General features: G+C 63.0%; 16 protein-coding genes and 1 riboswitch. Of the genes, 5 read left to right on the plus strand and 11 right to left on the minus strand.

Annotation, left to right across the window (positions count from 1 at the left end; translation table 11 throughout):
• Window positions 1-34 precede the first annotated feature (34 nt).
• Window positions 35-1,549, minus strand: a complete 1,515-nt coding sequence (locus C1720_RS11470) for an ABC transporter permease/substrate-binding protein (RefSeq protein ID WP_102284294.1) — start codon at window positions 1,547-1,549, stop codon at window positions 35-37.
• Here C1720_RS11470 and C1720_RS14040 point away from each other — a divergent pair.
• Window positions 1,548-1,760 carry a hypothetical protein gene (locus C1720_RS14040; protein WP_146007011.1) on the plus strand — a complete coding sequence of 71 codons (213 nt, stop codon included), beginning with the start codon at window positions 1,548-1,550 and terminating at the stop codon, window positions 1,758-1,760. The genes C1720_RS11470 and C1720_RS14040 overlap by 2 nt on opposite strands.
• Before the next feature lie 439 nt (window positions 1,761-2,199).
• Here the strand turns inward: C1720_RS14040 and metF are convergent, their stop codons facing one another.
• The 6 genes from metF to ahcY form a co-directional block, all read right to left on the minus strand.
• Window positions 2,200-3,021: a methylenetetrahydrofolate reductase [NAD(P)H] gene (gene metF / locus C1720_RS11480; protein ID WP_050716292.1), complete on the minus strand. Its 822-nt coding sequence runs from the start codon at window positions 3,019-3,021 to the stop codon at window positions 2,200-2,202.
• 41 nt (window positions 3,022-3,062) lie between these two features.
• Window positions 3,063-3,875 (minus strand): TlyA family RNA methyltransferase, encoded by an 813-nt coding sequence (locus tag C1720_RS11485; RefSeq protein ID WP_102284656.1) that lies wholly within the window; start codon window positions 3,873-3,875, stop codon window positions 3,063-3,065.
• 8 nt (window positions 3,876-3,883) lie between these two features.
• Window positions 3,884-4,690 carry a DUF6882 domain-containing protein gene (locus C1720_RS11490; protein ID WP_102284295.1) on the minus strand — a complete coding sequence of 269 codons (807 nt, stop codon included), beginning with the start codon at window positions 4,688-4,690 and terminating at the stop codon, window positions 3,884-3,886.
• A gap of 21 nt (window positions 4,691-4,711) precedes the next feature.
• Window positions 4,712-5,254: a hypothetical protein gene (locus tag C1720_RS11495; RefSeq protein WP_146007012.1), complete on the minus strand. Its 543-nt coding sequence runs from the start codon at window positions 5,252-5,254 to the stop codon at window positions 4,712-4,714.
• Between the two features lie 88 nt (window positions 5,255-5,342).
• Entirely contained in the window at window positions 5,343-6,041 is a 699-nt protein-coding gene (locus C1720_RS11500) for a DNA alkylation repair protein (RefSeq protein WP_199171001.1), read from the minus strand.
• Between the two features lie 104 nt (window positions 6,042-6,145).
• Window positions 6,146-7,573 carry an adenosylhomocysteinase gene (gene ahcY, locus C1720_RS11505; protein WP_102284298.1) on the minus strand — a complete coding sequence of 476 codons (1,428 nt, stop codon included), beginning with the start codon at window positions 7,571-7,573 and terminating at the stop codon, window positions 6,146-6,148.
• A 95-nt stretch (window positions 7,574-7,668) separates the two neighbouring features.
• Window positions 7,669-7,759: riboswitch (S-adenosyl-L-homocysteine riboswitch) on the minus strand.
• A 186-nt stretch (window positions 7,760-7,945) separates the two neighbouring features.
• Between ahcY and C1720_RS14460 the strand changes: the two genes are divergently transcribed.
• A complete protein-coding gene (locus tag C1720_RS14460; protein ID WP_255397823.1) occupies window positions 7,946-8,077 on the plus strand; it encodes a hypothetical protein in 132 nt (43 codons plus the stop codon).
• Between the two features lie 115 nt (window positions 8,078-8,192).
• Here the strand turns inward: C1720_RS14460 and C1720_RS11510 are convergent, their stop codons facing one another.
• The 4 genes from C1720_RS11510 to C1720_RS11525 are packed head-to-tail and all read right to left on the minus strand — an operon-like array spanning window position 8,193 to window position 11,886.
• The gene (locus C1720_RS11510; protein ID WP_050716287.1) at window positions 8,193-9,143 is read right to left on the minus strand and encodes a CysB family HTH-type transcriptional regulator; all 951 of its coding nucleotides are present in this window, start codon (window positions 9,141-9,143) and stop codon (window positions 8,193-8,195) included.
• 12 nt (window positions 9,144-9,155) lie between these two features.
• Complete coding sequence (locus C1720_RS11515; RefSeq protein ID WP_050716286.1) at window positions 9,156-9,539, minus strand: sirohydrochlorin chelatase; 384 nt, start codon at window positions 9,537-9,539, stop codon at window positions 9,156-9,158.
• A gap of 44 nt (window positions 9,540-9,583) precedes the next feature.
• The gene (gene lptG / locus C1720_RS11520) at window positions 9,584-10,684 is read right to left on the minus strand and encodes an LPS export ABC transporter permease LptG (protein ID WP_102284299.1); all 1,101 of its coding nucleotides are present in this window, start codon (window positions 10,682-10,684) and stop codon (window positions 9,584-9,586) included.
• Window positions 10,681-11,886, minus strand: a complete 1,206-nt coding sequence (locus C1720_RS11525) for an LPS export ABC transporter permease LptF (RefSeq protein WP_102284300.1) — start codon at window positions 11,884-11,886, stop codon at window positions 10,681-10,683. The genes lptG and C1720_RS11525 overlap by 4 nt, the downstream gene beginning before the upstream one ends.
• 24 nt (window positions 11,887-11,910) lie before the next feature.
• Between C1720_RS11525 and C1720_RS11530 the strand changes: the two genes are divergently transcribed.
• From C1720_RS11530 to C1720_RS11540, 3 genes are read left to right on the plus strand one after another with little or no spacing between them, the layout of a single operon-like run.
• Complete coding sequence (locus C1720_RS11530) at window positions 11,911-13,371, plus strand: leucyl aminopeptidase (RefSeq protein WP_102284301.1); 1,461 nt, start codon at window positions 11,911-11,913, stop codon at window positions 13,369-13,371.
• Window positions 13,372-13,397: 26 nt separating this feature from the next.
• On the plus strand, window positions 13,398-13,829 hold the full coding sequence (locus C1720_RS11535; protein WP_102284302.1) for a DNA polymerase III subunit chi: 432 nt from the start codon (window positions 13,398-13,400) through the stop codon (window positions 13,827-13,829).
• A gap of 25 nt (window positions 13,830-13,854) precedes the next feature.
• Window positions 13,855-14,304, plus strand: a complete 450-nt coding sequence (locus C1720_RS11540) for a hypothetical protein (RefSeq protein ID WP_102284303.1) — start codon at window positions 13,855-13,857, stop codon at window positions 14,302-14,304.
• The last annotated feature ends 563 nt before the right edge of the window (window positions 14,305-14,867 follow it).

Genomic DNA, 14,867 nt, shown 5'->3' on the forward strand with positions numbered 1-14,867 from the left:
GCTTCTGATGCTTTCAGGTAGCCTGCTGCCAATTTCACTTTCCTAACAACCCATTTTTCTCCAAATAATCCTGCGCTACATGCTCCGCGCTTTCGCCTTGCACTTTCACGCGGTAGTTCATTTCGCTCATTTCAGCTTCGCTGATTTTGCCTGCCAAGCGGTTCAGCGCGGCCACAATTTGCGGATTTTTTGCGGCAAATTCGGCTTTCATCAGCGGCGCGCCTTGATAGGCGGGAAACAGGGAAATATCGTCTTTCAGCAGGCGCAACTGGTATTGCTTCAATTCGGCGTCGGTGGAAAAGGCTTCTACCAGGTCGATTTTGTCGTTCAGCAGGGCGGTGTAACGCAGGGCGGGTTCGAGGCGGACGATGTTTTTCAGCGTGATGCCGGCAGCCTGCATGCCTTTGTATCCGTCCGCCCGGTCGGCAAATTCCAGCGAAAAGCCTGCCCGAATATCGGATGCAGCCCGCTTTAAATCGCTGATTGTATTGAGCTGGTGCGCCGCGCCGTAGCTCTCTTTCACCGCCAGCGCGTAGGTGTTCTGATAAGACATCGGCGGCAGAAATTCCAACTGATATTGTTCCGCCAATAATTGTTTACCCTGTCGATAGGTTTCATCGGGCGATAAATGGCGGTTCTTCTGTTCAATTGGCACTTGCACCAAGGCTTCCAGCACCGTGCCTGTGAATTCGGGGTAAATGTCGATTTCACCGCTGTTGAGCGCGCTGAACAGGAAACTGGTTTTGCCGAAATTGGGCTTGAGCGTCACCTTTGTCTTCGGGTTTTCCCGCTCAATCAATAATTTATACATATTGATGAGAATTTCAGGCTCGCTGCCCATTTTGCCGGCAATCACCACGTTTTGCACGGTGGGCGCAAATGAAATTTGCGTGAAACTGAATGCACCGAAGCCCGCCGCCAGTGCAAGGGCCAGCGGCAATTTGCGCCGCGATTTCTGCAAAAGGCCAATGATGCCGCTCACGCCGACGGCCAGCAGCGCGGCGAGCAATGCGCCTGTAAACGTCATGGCCATGTTATTGCGGTCGATGCCAAGCAAAATCAGGTTGCCCAAGCCGCCTGCGCCGATCAAGGCCCCCAGCGTCGCCGTGCCGATTATCAGCACCGCCGCCGTGCGGATGCCCGAAATCATCGCAGGCAGCGCCATGGGCAATTCAATTCGCCACAGCGACTGCCAACGCGACAGGCCGAACGCCGTGTAAGCGTCTTGAATGGATTGATCAATTTGGGTCAGCCCCAGATAGGTGTTTTGAAAGATCGGCAGCAGCGCGTACAGCGTCAGCGCAATCAGCACGGGCGGCGAGCCAATGCCGACAAACGGAATGAGCAAACCCAGCAGCGCAAGCGACGGAATGGTTTGCAGCACATTGGCGAGCTGCAATACCGCCTCTGCCGCCCGTTGCCTGCGCGCGAACACAATCGCCGCCGGAACGGCCAGCAATACCGCCGCCAATAAGGCGAAACCGGAAAGCCACAAATGCGTGAGCAGCATTTGGGCGAGTTCGGAAAGGGAAAAAGGAAGGGATAACATGGTTTGCCTGCGGCCGCCTGAAATCCTGCCGCTTGTGATGAATCTGGAATCAATATCCGAATGGCATTTGTTTCAAGGATTGCGGCGGGAGAAGCTGCCTGCAAGCAAGGTTTCAACGAATTTGAATTTTGAAAGGCAGCCTGAACTTTGGAAAAATGGGGCAGGCTGCCTTTGTCTCCGTCAGGCCAGGCCCTTTGCGCTCAAGATCTGAAACTGACAAGCTCAAAGCGTGCCGTCTGCTTTTCATTTGACTGAATCCGGCACTTGCAGATGGTTTTGCAGGATCAAACCATCCGGATTGCGTATTGCGTTTCATCGCTGAAATGCCGCTATTTTGTCCGCTGAGTCATGAACCCGTTTGATACGATTTTCATGCCGATTTTCAGATAATAATCCATTGCAGCCGGAGCCGAGAGAAGCAACAGCATGCCTTGTTCGCCTGCCGCCTGTTTGATTTCAGTGATCAGGCGTTTGTCAATGACATCTCGCGAATGCGGTCGGCATCATGAACGGGGCGCTTGATGCCGGAGCTTGGGTAAATGGCGATGATGCCGTCCATATCAGGGCGGCGGCGGTTATAGATCATCGTTTGGGCCGCGCCCGGATGATTTGCAGGCCATTGTTGCGGCGAGGGCGCAGGCCGGCCGCTTTCAAAGCCGCTGCGCCAGCGCCAGCGCAGCCTCGCTTTGGTTCATGGTGTACAGGTGCAGGCTGGGCGCGCCGCCTTGCAGCAGGCGCTGGCAGAGGGCGGCCACCACGTCCAGCCCGAAGGCGCGGATGGAGGCCAGATCGTCGCCGTAGCCTTCCAGGCGCAGGCGCAGCCAGCGGGGCACTTCGGCGCCGCAGGCATCAGAAAAGCGCAGCAGCTGCGTGGCGTTGGTGATGGGCATGATGCCGGCGGCCACGGGCAGGGTGATGCCGCGCGCGGCCAGCTCGTCCACGAAGCGGAAGTAGGCGTCGGCGTTGAAGAAGTATTGCGTGATGGCCGAATCGGCTCCGGCAGCCGCTTTGGCGGCGAAGGCGTCCATGTCGGCGCGGGGCGAGCGCGCCTGGGGGTGCATTTCGGGGTAGGCGGCCACTTCGATGTGAAAGTGGCTGCCGGTTTCGGCGCGGATGAAGGCGACCAGATCGCTGGCGTACTGAAAGTGGCCGCCCAGCCCGTAGCCGCTGGGCAGATCGCCGCGCAGGGCGACGATGCGCTTGACGCCTGCCGCGCGGTAGTCGGCCAGCAGGCGGCGGATGGATTCGCGCGTTTGCCCTATGCACGACAGGTGCGGCGCGGCGGGCATGCCTTCGGCCAGGATTTCGCGCACCGCCGCCAGCGTGCCGTCTTGCGTGGAGCCGCCCGCGCCGAAGGTGACGGAGCAGAACCCGGGTTGCAGCGCATACAGGCGCGCGCGCGTGGCGCGCAGCTTTTCAGCGCCTTCGGGGGTTTTGGGCGGGAAAAATTCAAGGCTCAGGGCGTGTTTCATGGCGTGCTGCGTTCGTCGTTCGTAAAAGGGTTCGTGAAAAGTCAAAGACCGGAAGGCGCGCGGCGGGTGGCGTGAAGGAAGAACTCGCGGTTGCCGTCGCCGCCCGCAATGGGGCTGGGCAGCCAGCGCTGCACGCCCAGGCCGCATGCCGCGCAAGCCTGGCGCAGGCGCTGCTCGACCAGGGCATACAGGCGATCGTCGCGCACGATGCCGCCTTTGCCGATGTGCTGCGGCTGCAACTCAAACTGCGGCTTGGCCAGCATGAGCGCGTGGCCGCCGGGGCGCACCAGCGCCGCCAGCGCGGGCAGCACCAGCGTGAGGGAGATGAAAGAAAGATCGCCCGTCACCAGATCAAAAAGAGGAGCGGATTCAAGGGGGTCTAAATCGCCATCCACGCAATTTCCACTAAGACATGATGCTCTGAAAACAGTAGCATTCAGATGCCTGGCATTCACCCGCTCGATGCAGCGCACGCGCGCATCTTGCGCCAGGCGCGGGTGCAGCTGGCCGTGGCCCACGTCCACGCCCGTGACGTGCGCCGCGCCGTGCTGGAGCAGGCAGTCGGTAAAGCCGCCCGTGGACTGGCCCACGTCCAGGCAGCGCCAGCCTGCCACGTTCAGCCCCGTGGCGGCCAGCGCGCCTTGCAGCTTCAGGCCCCCGCGCGAGACATAGCGGCGCTCGGCGTCATCTTGCAATTCGATTTGCGCCTGCTGCGGCAAGGCCTCGCCGCTCTTGCGCACGGGTTGCCACGCGCCGCCTGCCACGCGCCAGCGCGCGCCCGCCGCAATCAGCCGCTGCGCCTGGCTGCGCGTGGCCGCCAGCTGGCGCGCCACCAGCAGTTGATCGGCCCGCATCGTGGCGCTCATGGGCCGGGCGCAGGCTCGGGGGCCGCCGCAGGGGGTATGGGGGCGGGCGCGCCATCGAGCGCCTGCAACAAACCCAGCTCGTTGAAGCGCGCCGTCACGCGCACGCCTTCCTTGCGGGCTGTTATTTCGCTGCCGCCCGCCACGCTGTCTTCCGTCAAATCAAAACCCTTGGCTTTCAAATAGCATCGCAAGGCCCTGCGGTAATTCAATTCAAAATTGGAAAACAACTGCTCCAGCGTGGTGGAAATGGTTGCCAATTCAGAAATGTCGGCATTGATGGCGGCATTTTTCGCCGCCACTTCAGGCGAATAAACCGTGCAAACCAAAATACCCTCGCCATAATTGGCCAGATAATACGCATCCGCCTTGCACAAGGCGCTGGCCGTCATGCCGATGGCGTGCACCCAGCGCCGCTCCAGCGCGAAATCCGTTTCATCCAGCAGCAACGCCAATCCATGCGAGCGCCCGTATTCGCGCATGGCCCGCGCGTCAGCCAGCGCTTCATCCGGCCAGCCTGCCTTCGCATTGGTCCAGGCCCAGCGCCAGGTGTCGTTTCTCAGCGAATAACTGCCTATGGCCTGAATGTGGCATGAAAAGCCGTTGTCAAACGTCAGCGACTGCGCGGCCACATCACCGCTCCAGCCCGCCTCGCCCACCAGCTCCTGCAAGCCGGCCTGCTTTTCCATGCCCAGCGCGCCAAACCGCGCCAGAAGCCGCCGCATCTGCTCATCCGCAGACAAAACCCGCGCCTGCTCCTGCGCCCTGCCCCGCCTGCCGCCAAACAGCCAGCCCAGAAAAGACATTTCCGCTCCTTGAAAATATTTTTAACCAGCCAGCCGGGGCTGGGCATTCAGAAAACGCACCAGATCGCCTGCTGTTTCGACTTTGCCCGCCCGGGGATTTTCACGGGTTTTATCAAGGCTGCGGCCAGCGCGCCAGGCCATGACGGGAAGACAGGCATTCTCCACATCCTCCTCATCTATTTTCAGCGTCTGCCAAATAGCATCATCCCAGCGCACGGGAAAATCGGCCGCCTTCGCGAACCGGGCTGTCTGATGCGCAAGCTCCTCATAAACGGCGCGCACCACCCACGGGTCATTTTCGCGGCAACGGGCTTGACGGGCAAATTGGCAAATACCCTCGCCCGCGCGGCTGGCGGCCAATGCCCGCAAACGCTTGCTTTCGGCCTCTGCCAGGCACCATGTCAGCAATATCAGAATCGTCAAAAAGGCCCATGTTGCAACCGGTTGAATCCACAAATTCAGCAATAACATGCATAGCATGAATGCCAGAAACAGCCCTCCCACGCAATATGCCCGCCAGTTTTTCTGCTTCCGGACATGCTGAAAATCCTCGCGTGGCGGCATGTGCCTTGAAAACCGTTTTATCATCTTCTTCTCCCTGCTGATTCACCCCAATTCAAACCGTTGCCGAGGCATGTTTCCGGTGTCCGCCTCACAGATATTTGCTGGCTTCCCTGATGCTGAGAGGCGCCATTTTGCCATGGTGCTGCCTGATGAAGTTTTTCACCCATTCGGGATTGGTTTTTGAATAGTCCCGCAGCGCCCAGCCGATGGCCTTGTTGATGAAAAATTCCGTCTGGTCGAGATTATTGACCAATATCTGCTCCAGCAGGTGCTGATCGGTTTGATCCTTTCTGAGCAGCTGATGGTCGATGGCAAGGCGGCGCAGCCAGATATCTTCGTCGCGGCTCCATTGCAAGATGACGGGCCTGGTTTCAGGAAAGCCGGCAATGATGCCGCCCGCCAGCCGGTCAAGAAAATCAATCGTATCCCACCAGGATTTGGTTTGCGCCAGTTTCTTCAATTGGGGCAGGTCACCGGGGCGCAGAAGGTTTTTTCTGGTTTCCAGATAATCCAGCGCCGCATATTGCATTTCCCGGAAGGGATGCTCCCATGCCTGCCGGACAAAGCGCCAGTCAATATCAGCGCCGCCATGCTTTTTGAAAAATGCTTTTGCGGCCTTGCGCCTGGCGGGCGTTTTGACGCCCAGAAACTCAAAGCGGCCTCTCATGTAGGCTTTCATCGCACGGGCATCGTCGGCATTCGCCAGATTCTGCAATTCTTTCAAAAGCATCTGCGCTTCCATGTTTGCCGCTCCCATCGCTGGCGCAGTGCAAATGCGCTGCTGCATTGAGCAGCCCCATCACGGCTTGCGCATTTGCATGAGGCCGGTTTTTCAAAAACGGCTGCCGCGCCGCACAGCCCAAACGTCCAGCGCGGCAGTCTTTCACGCCCTCAATAGCGGTAAGCGTCGGTTTTGTAAGGCCCTTCCTTGTTCACGCCGATGTAGGCGGCCTGTTCATCCGTCAGGCGCGTGAGGGTGGCGCCGAGCTTGGACAGTTGCAGGCGGGCCACGTGTTCGTCCAGGATTTTGGGCAGCACATAAACCTTGCCGGCCTCGTATTGATCAGGCTTGGTGAACAGCTCGATTTGCGCCAGCGTCTGGTTAGCGAAGCTGCTGCTCATCACGTAGCTGGGGTGGCCCGTGGCGCAGCCCAGGTTCACCAAGCGGCCCTTGGCCAGCAAGATGATGCGGCGGCCCGAGGGGAAGATGACGTGGTCCACCTGCGGCTTGATTTCTTCCCACTGGTATTTTTCGAGCGAGGCCACGTCGATTTCGTTGTCAAAGTGGCCGATGTTGCAGACGATGGCTTCGTTTTTCATTTCCACCATGTGCTCGTGGCGGATCACGCTTTTGTTGCCCGTGGTGGTCACGAAGATGTCGGCCAGCGGCGCGGCCTGCTCCATCGTCACCACTTTGTAGCCTTCCATCGCGGCTTGCAGGGCGCAGATGGGGTCGATTTCCGTCACCCACACCTGCGCGCGCAGGGCGGCCAGCGCCTGGGCGCAGCCCTTGCCCACGTCGCCGTAGCCGCACACCACGGCCACTTTGCCGGCCACCATCACGTCGGTGGCGCGCTTGATGCCGTCCACCAAGCTTTCGCGGCAGCCATACAGGTTGTCGAACTTGCTCTTGGTCACGCTGTCGTTCACGTTGATGGCGCGGAACTTGAGCGTGCCCTTGGCCGACATCTCCTTCAGGCGCATCACGCCGGTGGTGGTTTCTTCCGTCACGCCAATGATTTGCGCGCTCTTGCGCGTGTACCAGCTGGCGTCTTCGGCCAGCTTGGCTTTGATGGCGGCAAACAGCACGCGCTCTTCTTCGCTCTTGGGGTTGGCCAGCACGCTGGCGTCTTGCTCGGCCTGCTGGCCCAGGTGCATCAGCAGCGTGGCGTCGCCGCCGTCATCCAGAATCATGTTCGGGCCTTCGGCCTGGCTGCCTTTGGGGCCGAATTCAAAAATGCGGTGCGTGTAGTCCCAGTAGTCTTTTAGCGTTTCGCCCTTGACGGCGAAAACCGGCGTGCCGCCTGCCGCAATGGCTGCCGCCGCCTGGTCTTGCGTGCTGAAAATGTTGCACGAAGCCCAGCGCACTTGCGCGCCCAGCGCTTGCAGCGTTTCAATCAGCACGGCGGTCTGAATGGTCATGTGCAGACTGCCCGCAATGCGCGCGCCCTTGAGCGGCTGGCGCGCAGCGTATTCCTCGCGAATGGCCATCAGGCCGGGCATTTCCGTTTCGGCAATCCGGATTTCCTTGCGGCCCCAGGCGGCCAATCCAATATCGGCAATCACGGATTCGGGCGAAACATTCAAAGGCGCATTCATATGGCGGGTCTTTCCTTGATGAAAAAAAGAGAAAAACCACCGATACCCGCGCGGGCCTGGCGAAACGCCAAAAAAAAGCTCACCACGCGTTCATCAGCGGGTGAGCGTCGTTGCGAAGGGGGAGAAACCGCCCCTTCGAGCCTGACCCTGCGCCAACAGGCGGGGGATGCAACGCTCCTCGAAGGGCGGCGCGGATTATAGGCAGGCGCGCACGGGCAAAAACACCGCCAATTGCGCCGGTTTTGCGCCGGTTTCCAATCCATTTCCGCCATGAATGGGCACTGGCTGGACGCATGAGAGCGGGCGAATCACGCAAATGGCAAGTCCGCGCTTGGGAACCCTCTCTCAAAAACATTCGGCTGGAATGCACGGGTGATCAAACGCCATGAGCGGCATGGCTTCAAGGCGCTGTCCAAGCGCTGGGTGGTGGAGAGGGCCTTGGCCAGGCTGCGCAAGGATCGCCTGCATTCGGCGCATGGTCCGGCACTTGACCTGATCTTTTGAGGCAAGCGCAGAGAAACCAGAAAAAGGAGCAAATTCAGGGTCATCAAAATGCCCTTTCGCGCTGGCTCCACTAGGACGTCATGCTACGGATACAGGAGCGAAATAGGGCCGGCTTTCAGAGTTCGTAGTCGGCCACATGGCCTTGCATGGCCTTGGCGACCAGATCGCGATCCAGCCGGTCGGAGAGCAGTTCGGCAAAGTGATAGACGAACTGGCGCAGGTAGGCGCCGCGCTTGAAGGCCACGCGCGCGACGTTGGAACCCAGCAGGTGGCCCAGGGGGCGGGTGAGCAGGCCCCGCATGTTTTCGGGGGCGCTGCCTTGCGTGGCCATTTCGGCCACGATGCCGATGCCCAGGCCCAGCTGGACGTAGGTGGTGATGACGTCCGAGTCAATGGCTTCGAGCACGATGCGCGGCTGCAACTCGCGCTGGGCAAAGGCCTGGTCAATGAGGGCGCGGCCCGTGAAGGAAGGGTGGTAGGTGATGAGCGGCCAGGCGGCAATGTCTTCCAGCGTGATGCGCTTTTGCCGCGCCAGCGGGTGGCCTTCGGGCAGGGCGAGCATGTGCTGCCACTCGTAGCAGGGCAAGGTAACCAGGTCAGGGTAGTCGGCCAGCGATTCGGTGGCCACGCCGATTTCAGCCTGTTCGTCCAGCACCATTTGCGCCACTTGCTGGGGGTTGCCCTGGTGCAGGCGGATGCTGACTTTGGGCCAGGCCTGGCGCAGGCGGGCGACGGGCTGGGGCAGCACGTAGCGCGCCTGGGTGTGGGTGGAGGCGATGGAGAAGGTGCCGGTGTCTTGCGCGGTGTATTCCTCGCCGATGCGTTTGAGGTTGTTCACCTCGCGCAGGATGACGGCAATGCTTTCCAGCACGTGGCGGCCCGGTTCGGTGATGCTTTTGAGGCGTTTGCCGTGGCGGGTGAAGATGTCGATGCCCAGCTCCTGCTCAAGGTCGATGATGGCCTTGGAAACGCCGGGCTGCGAGGTGTGCAGAACGCGCGCGGCTTCGGTGAGGTTGAGGTTGCGGCGCGAGGCTTCCTGGACGAAACGGAACTGGTGCAGGTTCATGGCGTGAAGGGTTCAGGCGCGGGGGTCAAAGGGGCCGGAAAGAGCCGCGCGGGCCAGGGCGTCGAGCACGGCGGGGTGTTCGGCGATGGTGGCCGCTTGCGTGATGGGCACGCCAGGATGGGCGTGGCGCAGCGCGGCCAGCAGGCGCGGCAGGTCTTCGCGGGCGTGGCGGCCCATGCCTAAAAACATGGGCCAGACGGTCAGGCTGAGCGCGCCCTGGGCAATGAGACGGGCAGCCGCTTGCGGCAGGCTGGGCGCGGTGAATTCAAGGTAGGCGCAAGACACGGCCACGCCCGCCGGGGCGGTTTCGCGCATGCGGCGGGCCACGGCTTCAATGGGCGCGCTCCACAAGGGATCGCGCGAGCCGTGGGCGAAAAGGATGATGCCGCGCGCCATGTGCCTGCCTTCTTTCTGCCGTCTTTGCGGGTGCCGCCCGGCGCTTACTGCCGCAGCACCAGCCAGCCAAAGGCGGCCAGCGAGAGCAGCGAGTAGATGAGGCCGGGCGTGGCGGCGGCCAGCCAGGGCTGCCAGTCGCGCAAATTGCCAATGAAGCCGAAGACGTTGTTGAGCAAAAAGAAGCTGATGCCCGCCATGACGCCAATGAACACGTGGCCGGAGATGTTGCCCGAGCGGAAATGCAGGTAGGCAAAGGGCAGCGCCAGCACCATCATCACCAGGCAGCCCAGCGGGTAGAACACCTTGCGCCAGAACTCGATTTCATAGCGCTGGGCGCTTTGGCCGTTGGCGTGCAGGTGGCGGATGTACTGGAACAGATCAAGCGCTTTCATGCGGTCGGGGCTGACGAGGGCGGCGGCCACCATGTCGGCAGACAGATGCGTGGGCCAGCGCGTCTCCGGCGGCTGGGTGCGGGCAATGCCGGCCTGGCCCGCCGGGCTTTCTTGCAGGGCGCGGCGCCGGGGGCGCTCCAGCAGCCATGCGCCTTCGTCAAAGCGGGCGCTTTCGGCCTGGGTGGTGGAAAGCCAGCGGCCCTGGGGGTCGAACTCGAAGATGCGCACGCGGTTCATCTGCCCGTCGGCCGAGAGCGAGGCGACATTGACGGAGTAGCTGCGGCCATCGGCGCTTTTGTCTTTCAGCCAGCCGCCGGTCAGCCCCACGGTGAGCTGCCCGGCAAAGCGCGAGCGCAAAAGCTGCGCGGCGCGGTTGGCTTCAGGCGCGGCGTAGTCGCCAATGACGAAGGTGAGCGCCGCAAAGGCCGCGCCCAGCGCCAGCAGCATGCCCAGCGCGCGCAGAGGCCCCAGGCCGCTGGTGCGCAAGATGGTGTATTCGGAGCTTTCGGCCAGCCGCGCCATCACGTAAATGGCGCCAATGAGCACGGCAATGGGCAGGAGCTGGTAGATGTGGTTGGGCACGCGCAAGGTGACAAACAGCAGCACTTGCGAGAGCGGGTAGCCGCCCGCGCTGTTGAGGTACTGGAGCTGATCCACCAGGTCAAAGAACACGAACAGCAGCAAAAAGGCCACGCCCACAAAGGCCACGGCGCGCAGGATTTCGCGGTAGATGAAGCGGCGGATGGTTTTCATGCCGCCCCTTTCTGCCCGTCTGGCGGCGCGGACGGCGCGGGTTGCCTGGCCCACGGGCGCGGCAGCCAGCCGCCCCAGTGGCGCAGCAGCAAAGCGCCCAGCGCGGCGGCGAAGATGCCGCCGTGCAGCAGGCAAAGCAGCGCGGCCAGGCTCACTTTGCCGCTGGCCACCCAGCTTTGCCCCACATTGAGCAGGTTGTAGTAGGCGGCAAAGGCAAAGAGCGAAAACACCATGCCCGCGCTGCGCCCCACGCGGGGATTGACGCGCGTGCCCGCCAGCGCAATCACCACGCAATTGAGCGCGGCCAGCGCCAGGCCCAGCCGCCAGGAAAACTCGGCCTGGTTGTTGCGATCGGGCTGGCGCAGCAGCGCCAGCGTGGAGCGGTAGCGCGGCGCTTGCAGCCCGGCCGAATCCAGCGAGCGGGCGCTCACGCGCGCGCCGTATTCGCGAAATTCGCTCAGGCGCATTTCGCCCGTTTCCAGATCGGTTTCCAGGCGCTGCCCCTGGTCCAGAATGACGAAACGCTCCGCGCCTTGCGTTTGCAGGCGGCCGCCGCGCGCGGAAGTGACGATTTCCCGGCCCTTTTCGGTGGCGGCGATGAAGATGTTGCCGCCGGGCGCGTCGGCTTCAGTTTCGGCGTCCGGCCTGGCCGGTCCGAAGTCCGTCCTGCCTGCGGGCGCGCCGGCGGCGCTGCGCACGGCGTCAGCCGCCTTTTTGTCGATGTAAAGCACGCGCCGTCCGCCTGCGGATTCAATGAACTGGCCGGGCGCCACGCGGTCCACGTCGCCGCGCGATTCATAGCGCTCACGCAGCTCGCGCACCTGCTGGTTCGTCCACGGCCACACCGCCAGCGCCAGCACGGCAATGCCCAGCAGCACCGGCCAGGCAAAGCGCAGCAGCGGCGGCAAAAACGCCAGCAGCCCGCGCCCGCTGGCAAACCACACCACCATTTCACTGGCCATGTACATGCGCGAGAGCGTGGCCGTGATGGCCACAAACAGGCTCAGCGTGAGGATGGTGGGCAAGTGCCCCAGCACCGTAAAGCCCATCACCAGCATGATTTCAGACGGGTTCACGTGCCCGGCCGAAGCCTGGCCCAGCGTGCGGATCAGCATCATCGTCATCACGATGGTGATGAGCACCACCAGAGTCGCGCCGAAGCTGCGCCCCAGCTCTTTGCGCAAGGATGAATCGAATAACATCAGTTTGAAAGGAAACCGCTGATTATGGACTTTGAACTCAAGACGCTGCGCCTGGCGCAGGCGGCCCGCGCCAAGGCCGATGCGCTGGTTTTTCTCGTCACGCAAGACACCGCCAAGGCCAAGGCCGATGACGCCCTTTCAGCCCTGGCCGCCCGCGCCATCAAGACGGGCGACTTCAGCGCCGAAGCCGGCAAGCTCCTGCCCTGCTACGCCGCCGAAGGCATTCAGGCGCCGCGCGTGCTGCTGGCGGGCGCGGGCGACGGCAGCGCGCAAGCCGTGCGCCGCGCCGTGGCCGCCGCCATTGCGCTCATCAAAAGCGGCCCCGCCTGCCAGGCCGTGCTGTGCTTTGCGCAAACGCCCAGCCCCGCCGCCTTGCGCGCTGCCGTGCTGGCTGCCGCCGACGCGGCCTACGCCTACACCGAAACCAAACCCAAGGCCAAGCCGGTCGCGCTAACCGGCGTGCGCCTGGCCCTGCCCGCCGCCGCCAGCGCCGCATTGAAAACCGCCTTCGCCCAGGCCACGGCCACGGCCAGCGGCATCCGCCTGGCGCGCGAGTGGGGCAACCGCCCCGCCAACCACGCCACGCCCCGGCAACTGGCCGCCGCCGCCCAGGCCATCGCCAAGGAAAAAGGCAGCCATATTGACTGCGAAGTTCTCGGCCCCAAGGAAGTGGCCAAGCTCGGCATGGGCGCATTTGCCGCCGTGGCGCGCGGCTCGCATGAAGAGCTGCGCTTCATCGTGCTGCGCTACCAGGGCGCGGCCAAGAGCCAGCCGCCCGTGGCCCTGGTGGGCAAGGGCATCACGTTCGACTCCGGCGGCATCTCCATCAAGCCCGCCGCCGGCATGGACGAAATGAAGTTCGACATGTGCGGCGCCGCCAGCGTGCTGGGCGCGTTCGAGGCCCTGCGCCAGCTGCAACCGGCCATCAACGTGGTCGGCCTCATTCCCGCCTGCGAAAACCTGCCCGGCGGCGGCGCCACCAAGCCGGGCGACGTGGTCACCAGCCTGAGCGGCCAGACCATCGAAGTGCTCAACACCGACGCCGAAGGCCGCCTGGTGCTGTGCGACGCCCTTGCCTACGCCGCGCGCTTCAAGCCCCGCGCCATCATCGACATCGCCACCCTCACGGGCGCTTGCGTCATTGCCCTGGGCCACGTTCGCAGCGGCCTTTACGCCACCGACGCCGCCCTGGCCCAAGCCCTGCAACAGGCGGGCGAAGCCGCGCTCGACCCCTGCTGGCCCATGCCGCTGGATGACGAATACGCCGAAGGGCTGAAAAGCAACTTCGCCGATGTGGCCAACGTGGCGGGCCGCCCGGCAGGCTCCGTCACCGCCGCCAAATTCCTGCAACGCTTCGTGCCCGAAGGCACGCCGTGGGCGCACCTGGACATTGCCGGCAGCGCCTGGAAAAGCGGCAAGGCCAAGGGCGCCACGGGCCGCCCCGTCGGCCTGCTCGTTCAATACCTGCTGGCGCAAGCTGCCTGAACGGCAGGCAGCCAGGGCAGCCGCGCATGACGGAAGTGACCTTTCACTTCAACGTGCCTGAAAAAACGGCCTATGCCTGCCGCCTGCTGCGCAAGGCATGGGCCGCGCGCGCCCCGGTTGGCGTGCTGGGCGACGCCGCAGCCCTGCGCGCGCTCGACGAAGCCCTGTGGACCTTCTCATCGCAGGCATTCATCCCCCATTGCGGCGTCTCCGCCCCCGCCCACGTGCTGGCCGCCACGCCCATCGTGCTGGCTACCGACGCTGCCCTCTTCACACGCAGCCAGGTGCTGCTCAACCTGGGCCAGCCCGCGCCCGAAGGCTTTGAACGCTTTGCCCGTTTGATCGAAATCGTCAGCGCCCAGCCGCAAGACCGCGCGGGCGCCCGCCAGCGCTGGAACCACTACAAAAAACACGGTCTGCAACCCCAGGCCCATGACGCGGCCGCCCGCAAGGACTAAACCCGCCCTCCCGAAAAGGCCCACCATGACCGCCCACGACCCCCGCGCCAGCGACGCAGCCATTGAACCCATCCTTGACGACACTCCCGCATGGAGCGAAGCGCCGCCCCCGCAATCCGTGCCCATGCTCACCGAAGTCATCGCCCCCGTCAGCCAGCCCGGCGAGCTGGCCCCGGAACCCGGCGCCCTGCCGCCTGCGCCCGCCCCCGTCTCCGCCCAGGTTCCCGCGCAAGCCAGCGCCCTGGCCGGACAAGTGCTCCAAACCCTGGCCCCCACGCTTGACCTCCGCATCAGCGAAGCCATCGCCCGCGTCCTGCACGAACAGCTTCTGGGCCTGAACGCCCGCGTGCAGCGCGAAGTCGCCGCCGTCGTCAAGCAAGCCGTGGCCGAAGCGCTGAAGCAGCAGAGCACACACGAAACCGCCCCCGGGCAAGACGGGCACGGCGAAAACGCGGATCAGGAAAAGCAAGACTGAACACGCAAGCGGCCCGCAGCCAGCCTCTTTTAGCTCCTTTTTCAATAGCGATAGGTCCTAGTGGAAACTGCGCAGAACGGCATTTTCACCCCCTTGTATTTGCTCTTGTTTTTTGACATAACGGCCCATCGGCCCATCACCCCGCTTCTGCCCACTCTAAAGCTCTGATTCAGCGCCTGGGGCTGGCGCTGGCACCGCAAGCGCAGCGGAATGAGCAGCGCTGAACCTGCCCAACCAAAACCAAGCGGGTAGCGGGCAGGTTGCCATCAACCGCGCATGATGCTGGGGCCGGCATCTGAACAACGCATGGGCCGAGTCAGCAAGAAGCCTGTTCGCAATCTGTATCTGTACTTGATGCGAAAAGCGCGGCCCGGAGTGATTCATGACATTGCAAACGCCTCGTCAGGCAGCAGGCGTGAATGTCAGAACCATTCGCGGTTTGCGCCTTGCGGTTCATCCCGGTCTGCTTTTTCTTCTCATGGCCCAACGCTGGGCGGGTTCCCAGAAACAGGAGCAAATTCGGGGGGCCTGAAACACCAATCTGCGCAGTGTCCATCAAGACA

This window comes from Ottowia massiliensis, assembly GCF_900240305.1.
Taxonomy (GTDB): domain Bacteria; phylum Pseudomonadota; class Gammaproteobacteria; order Burkholderiales; family Burkholderiaceae_C; genus Ottowia; species Ottowia massiliensis.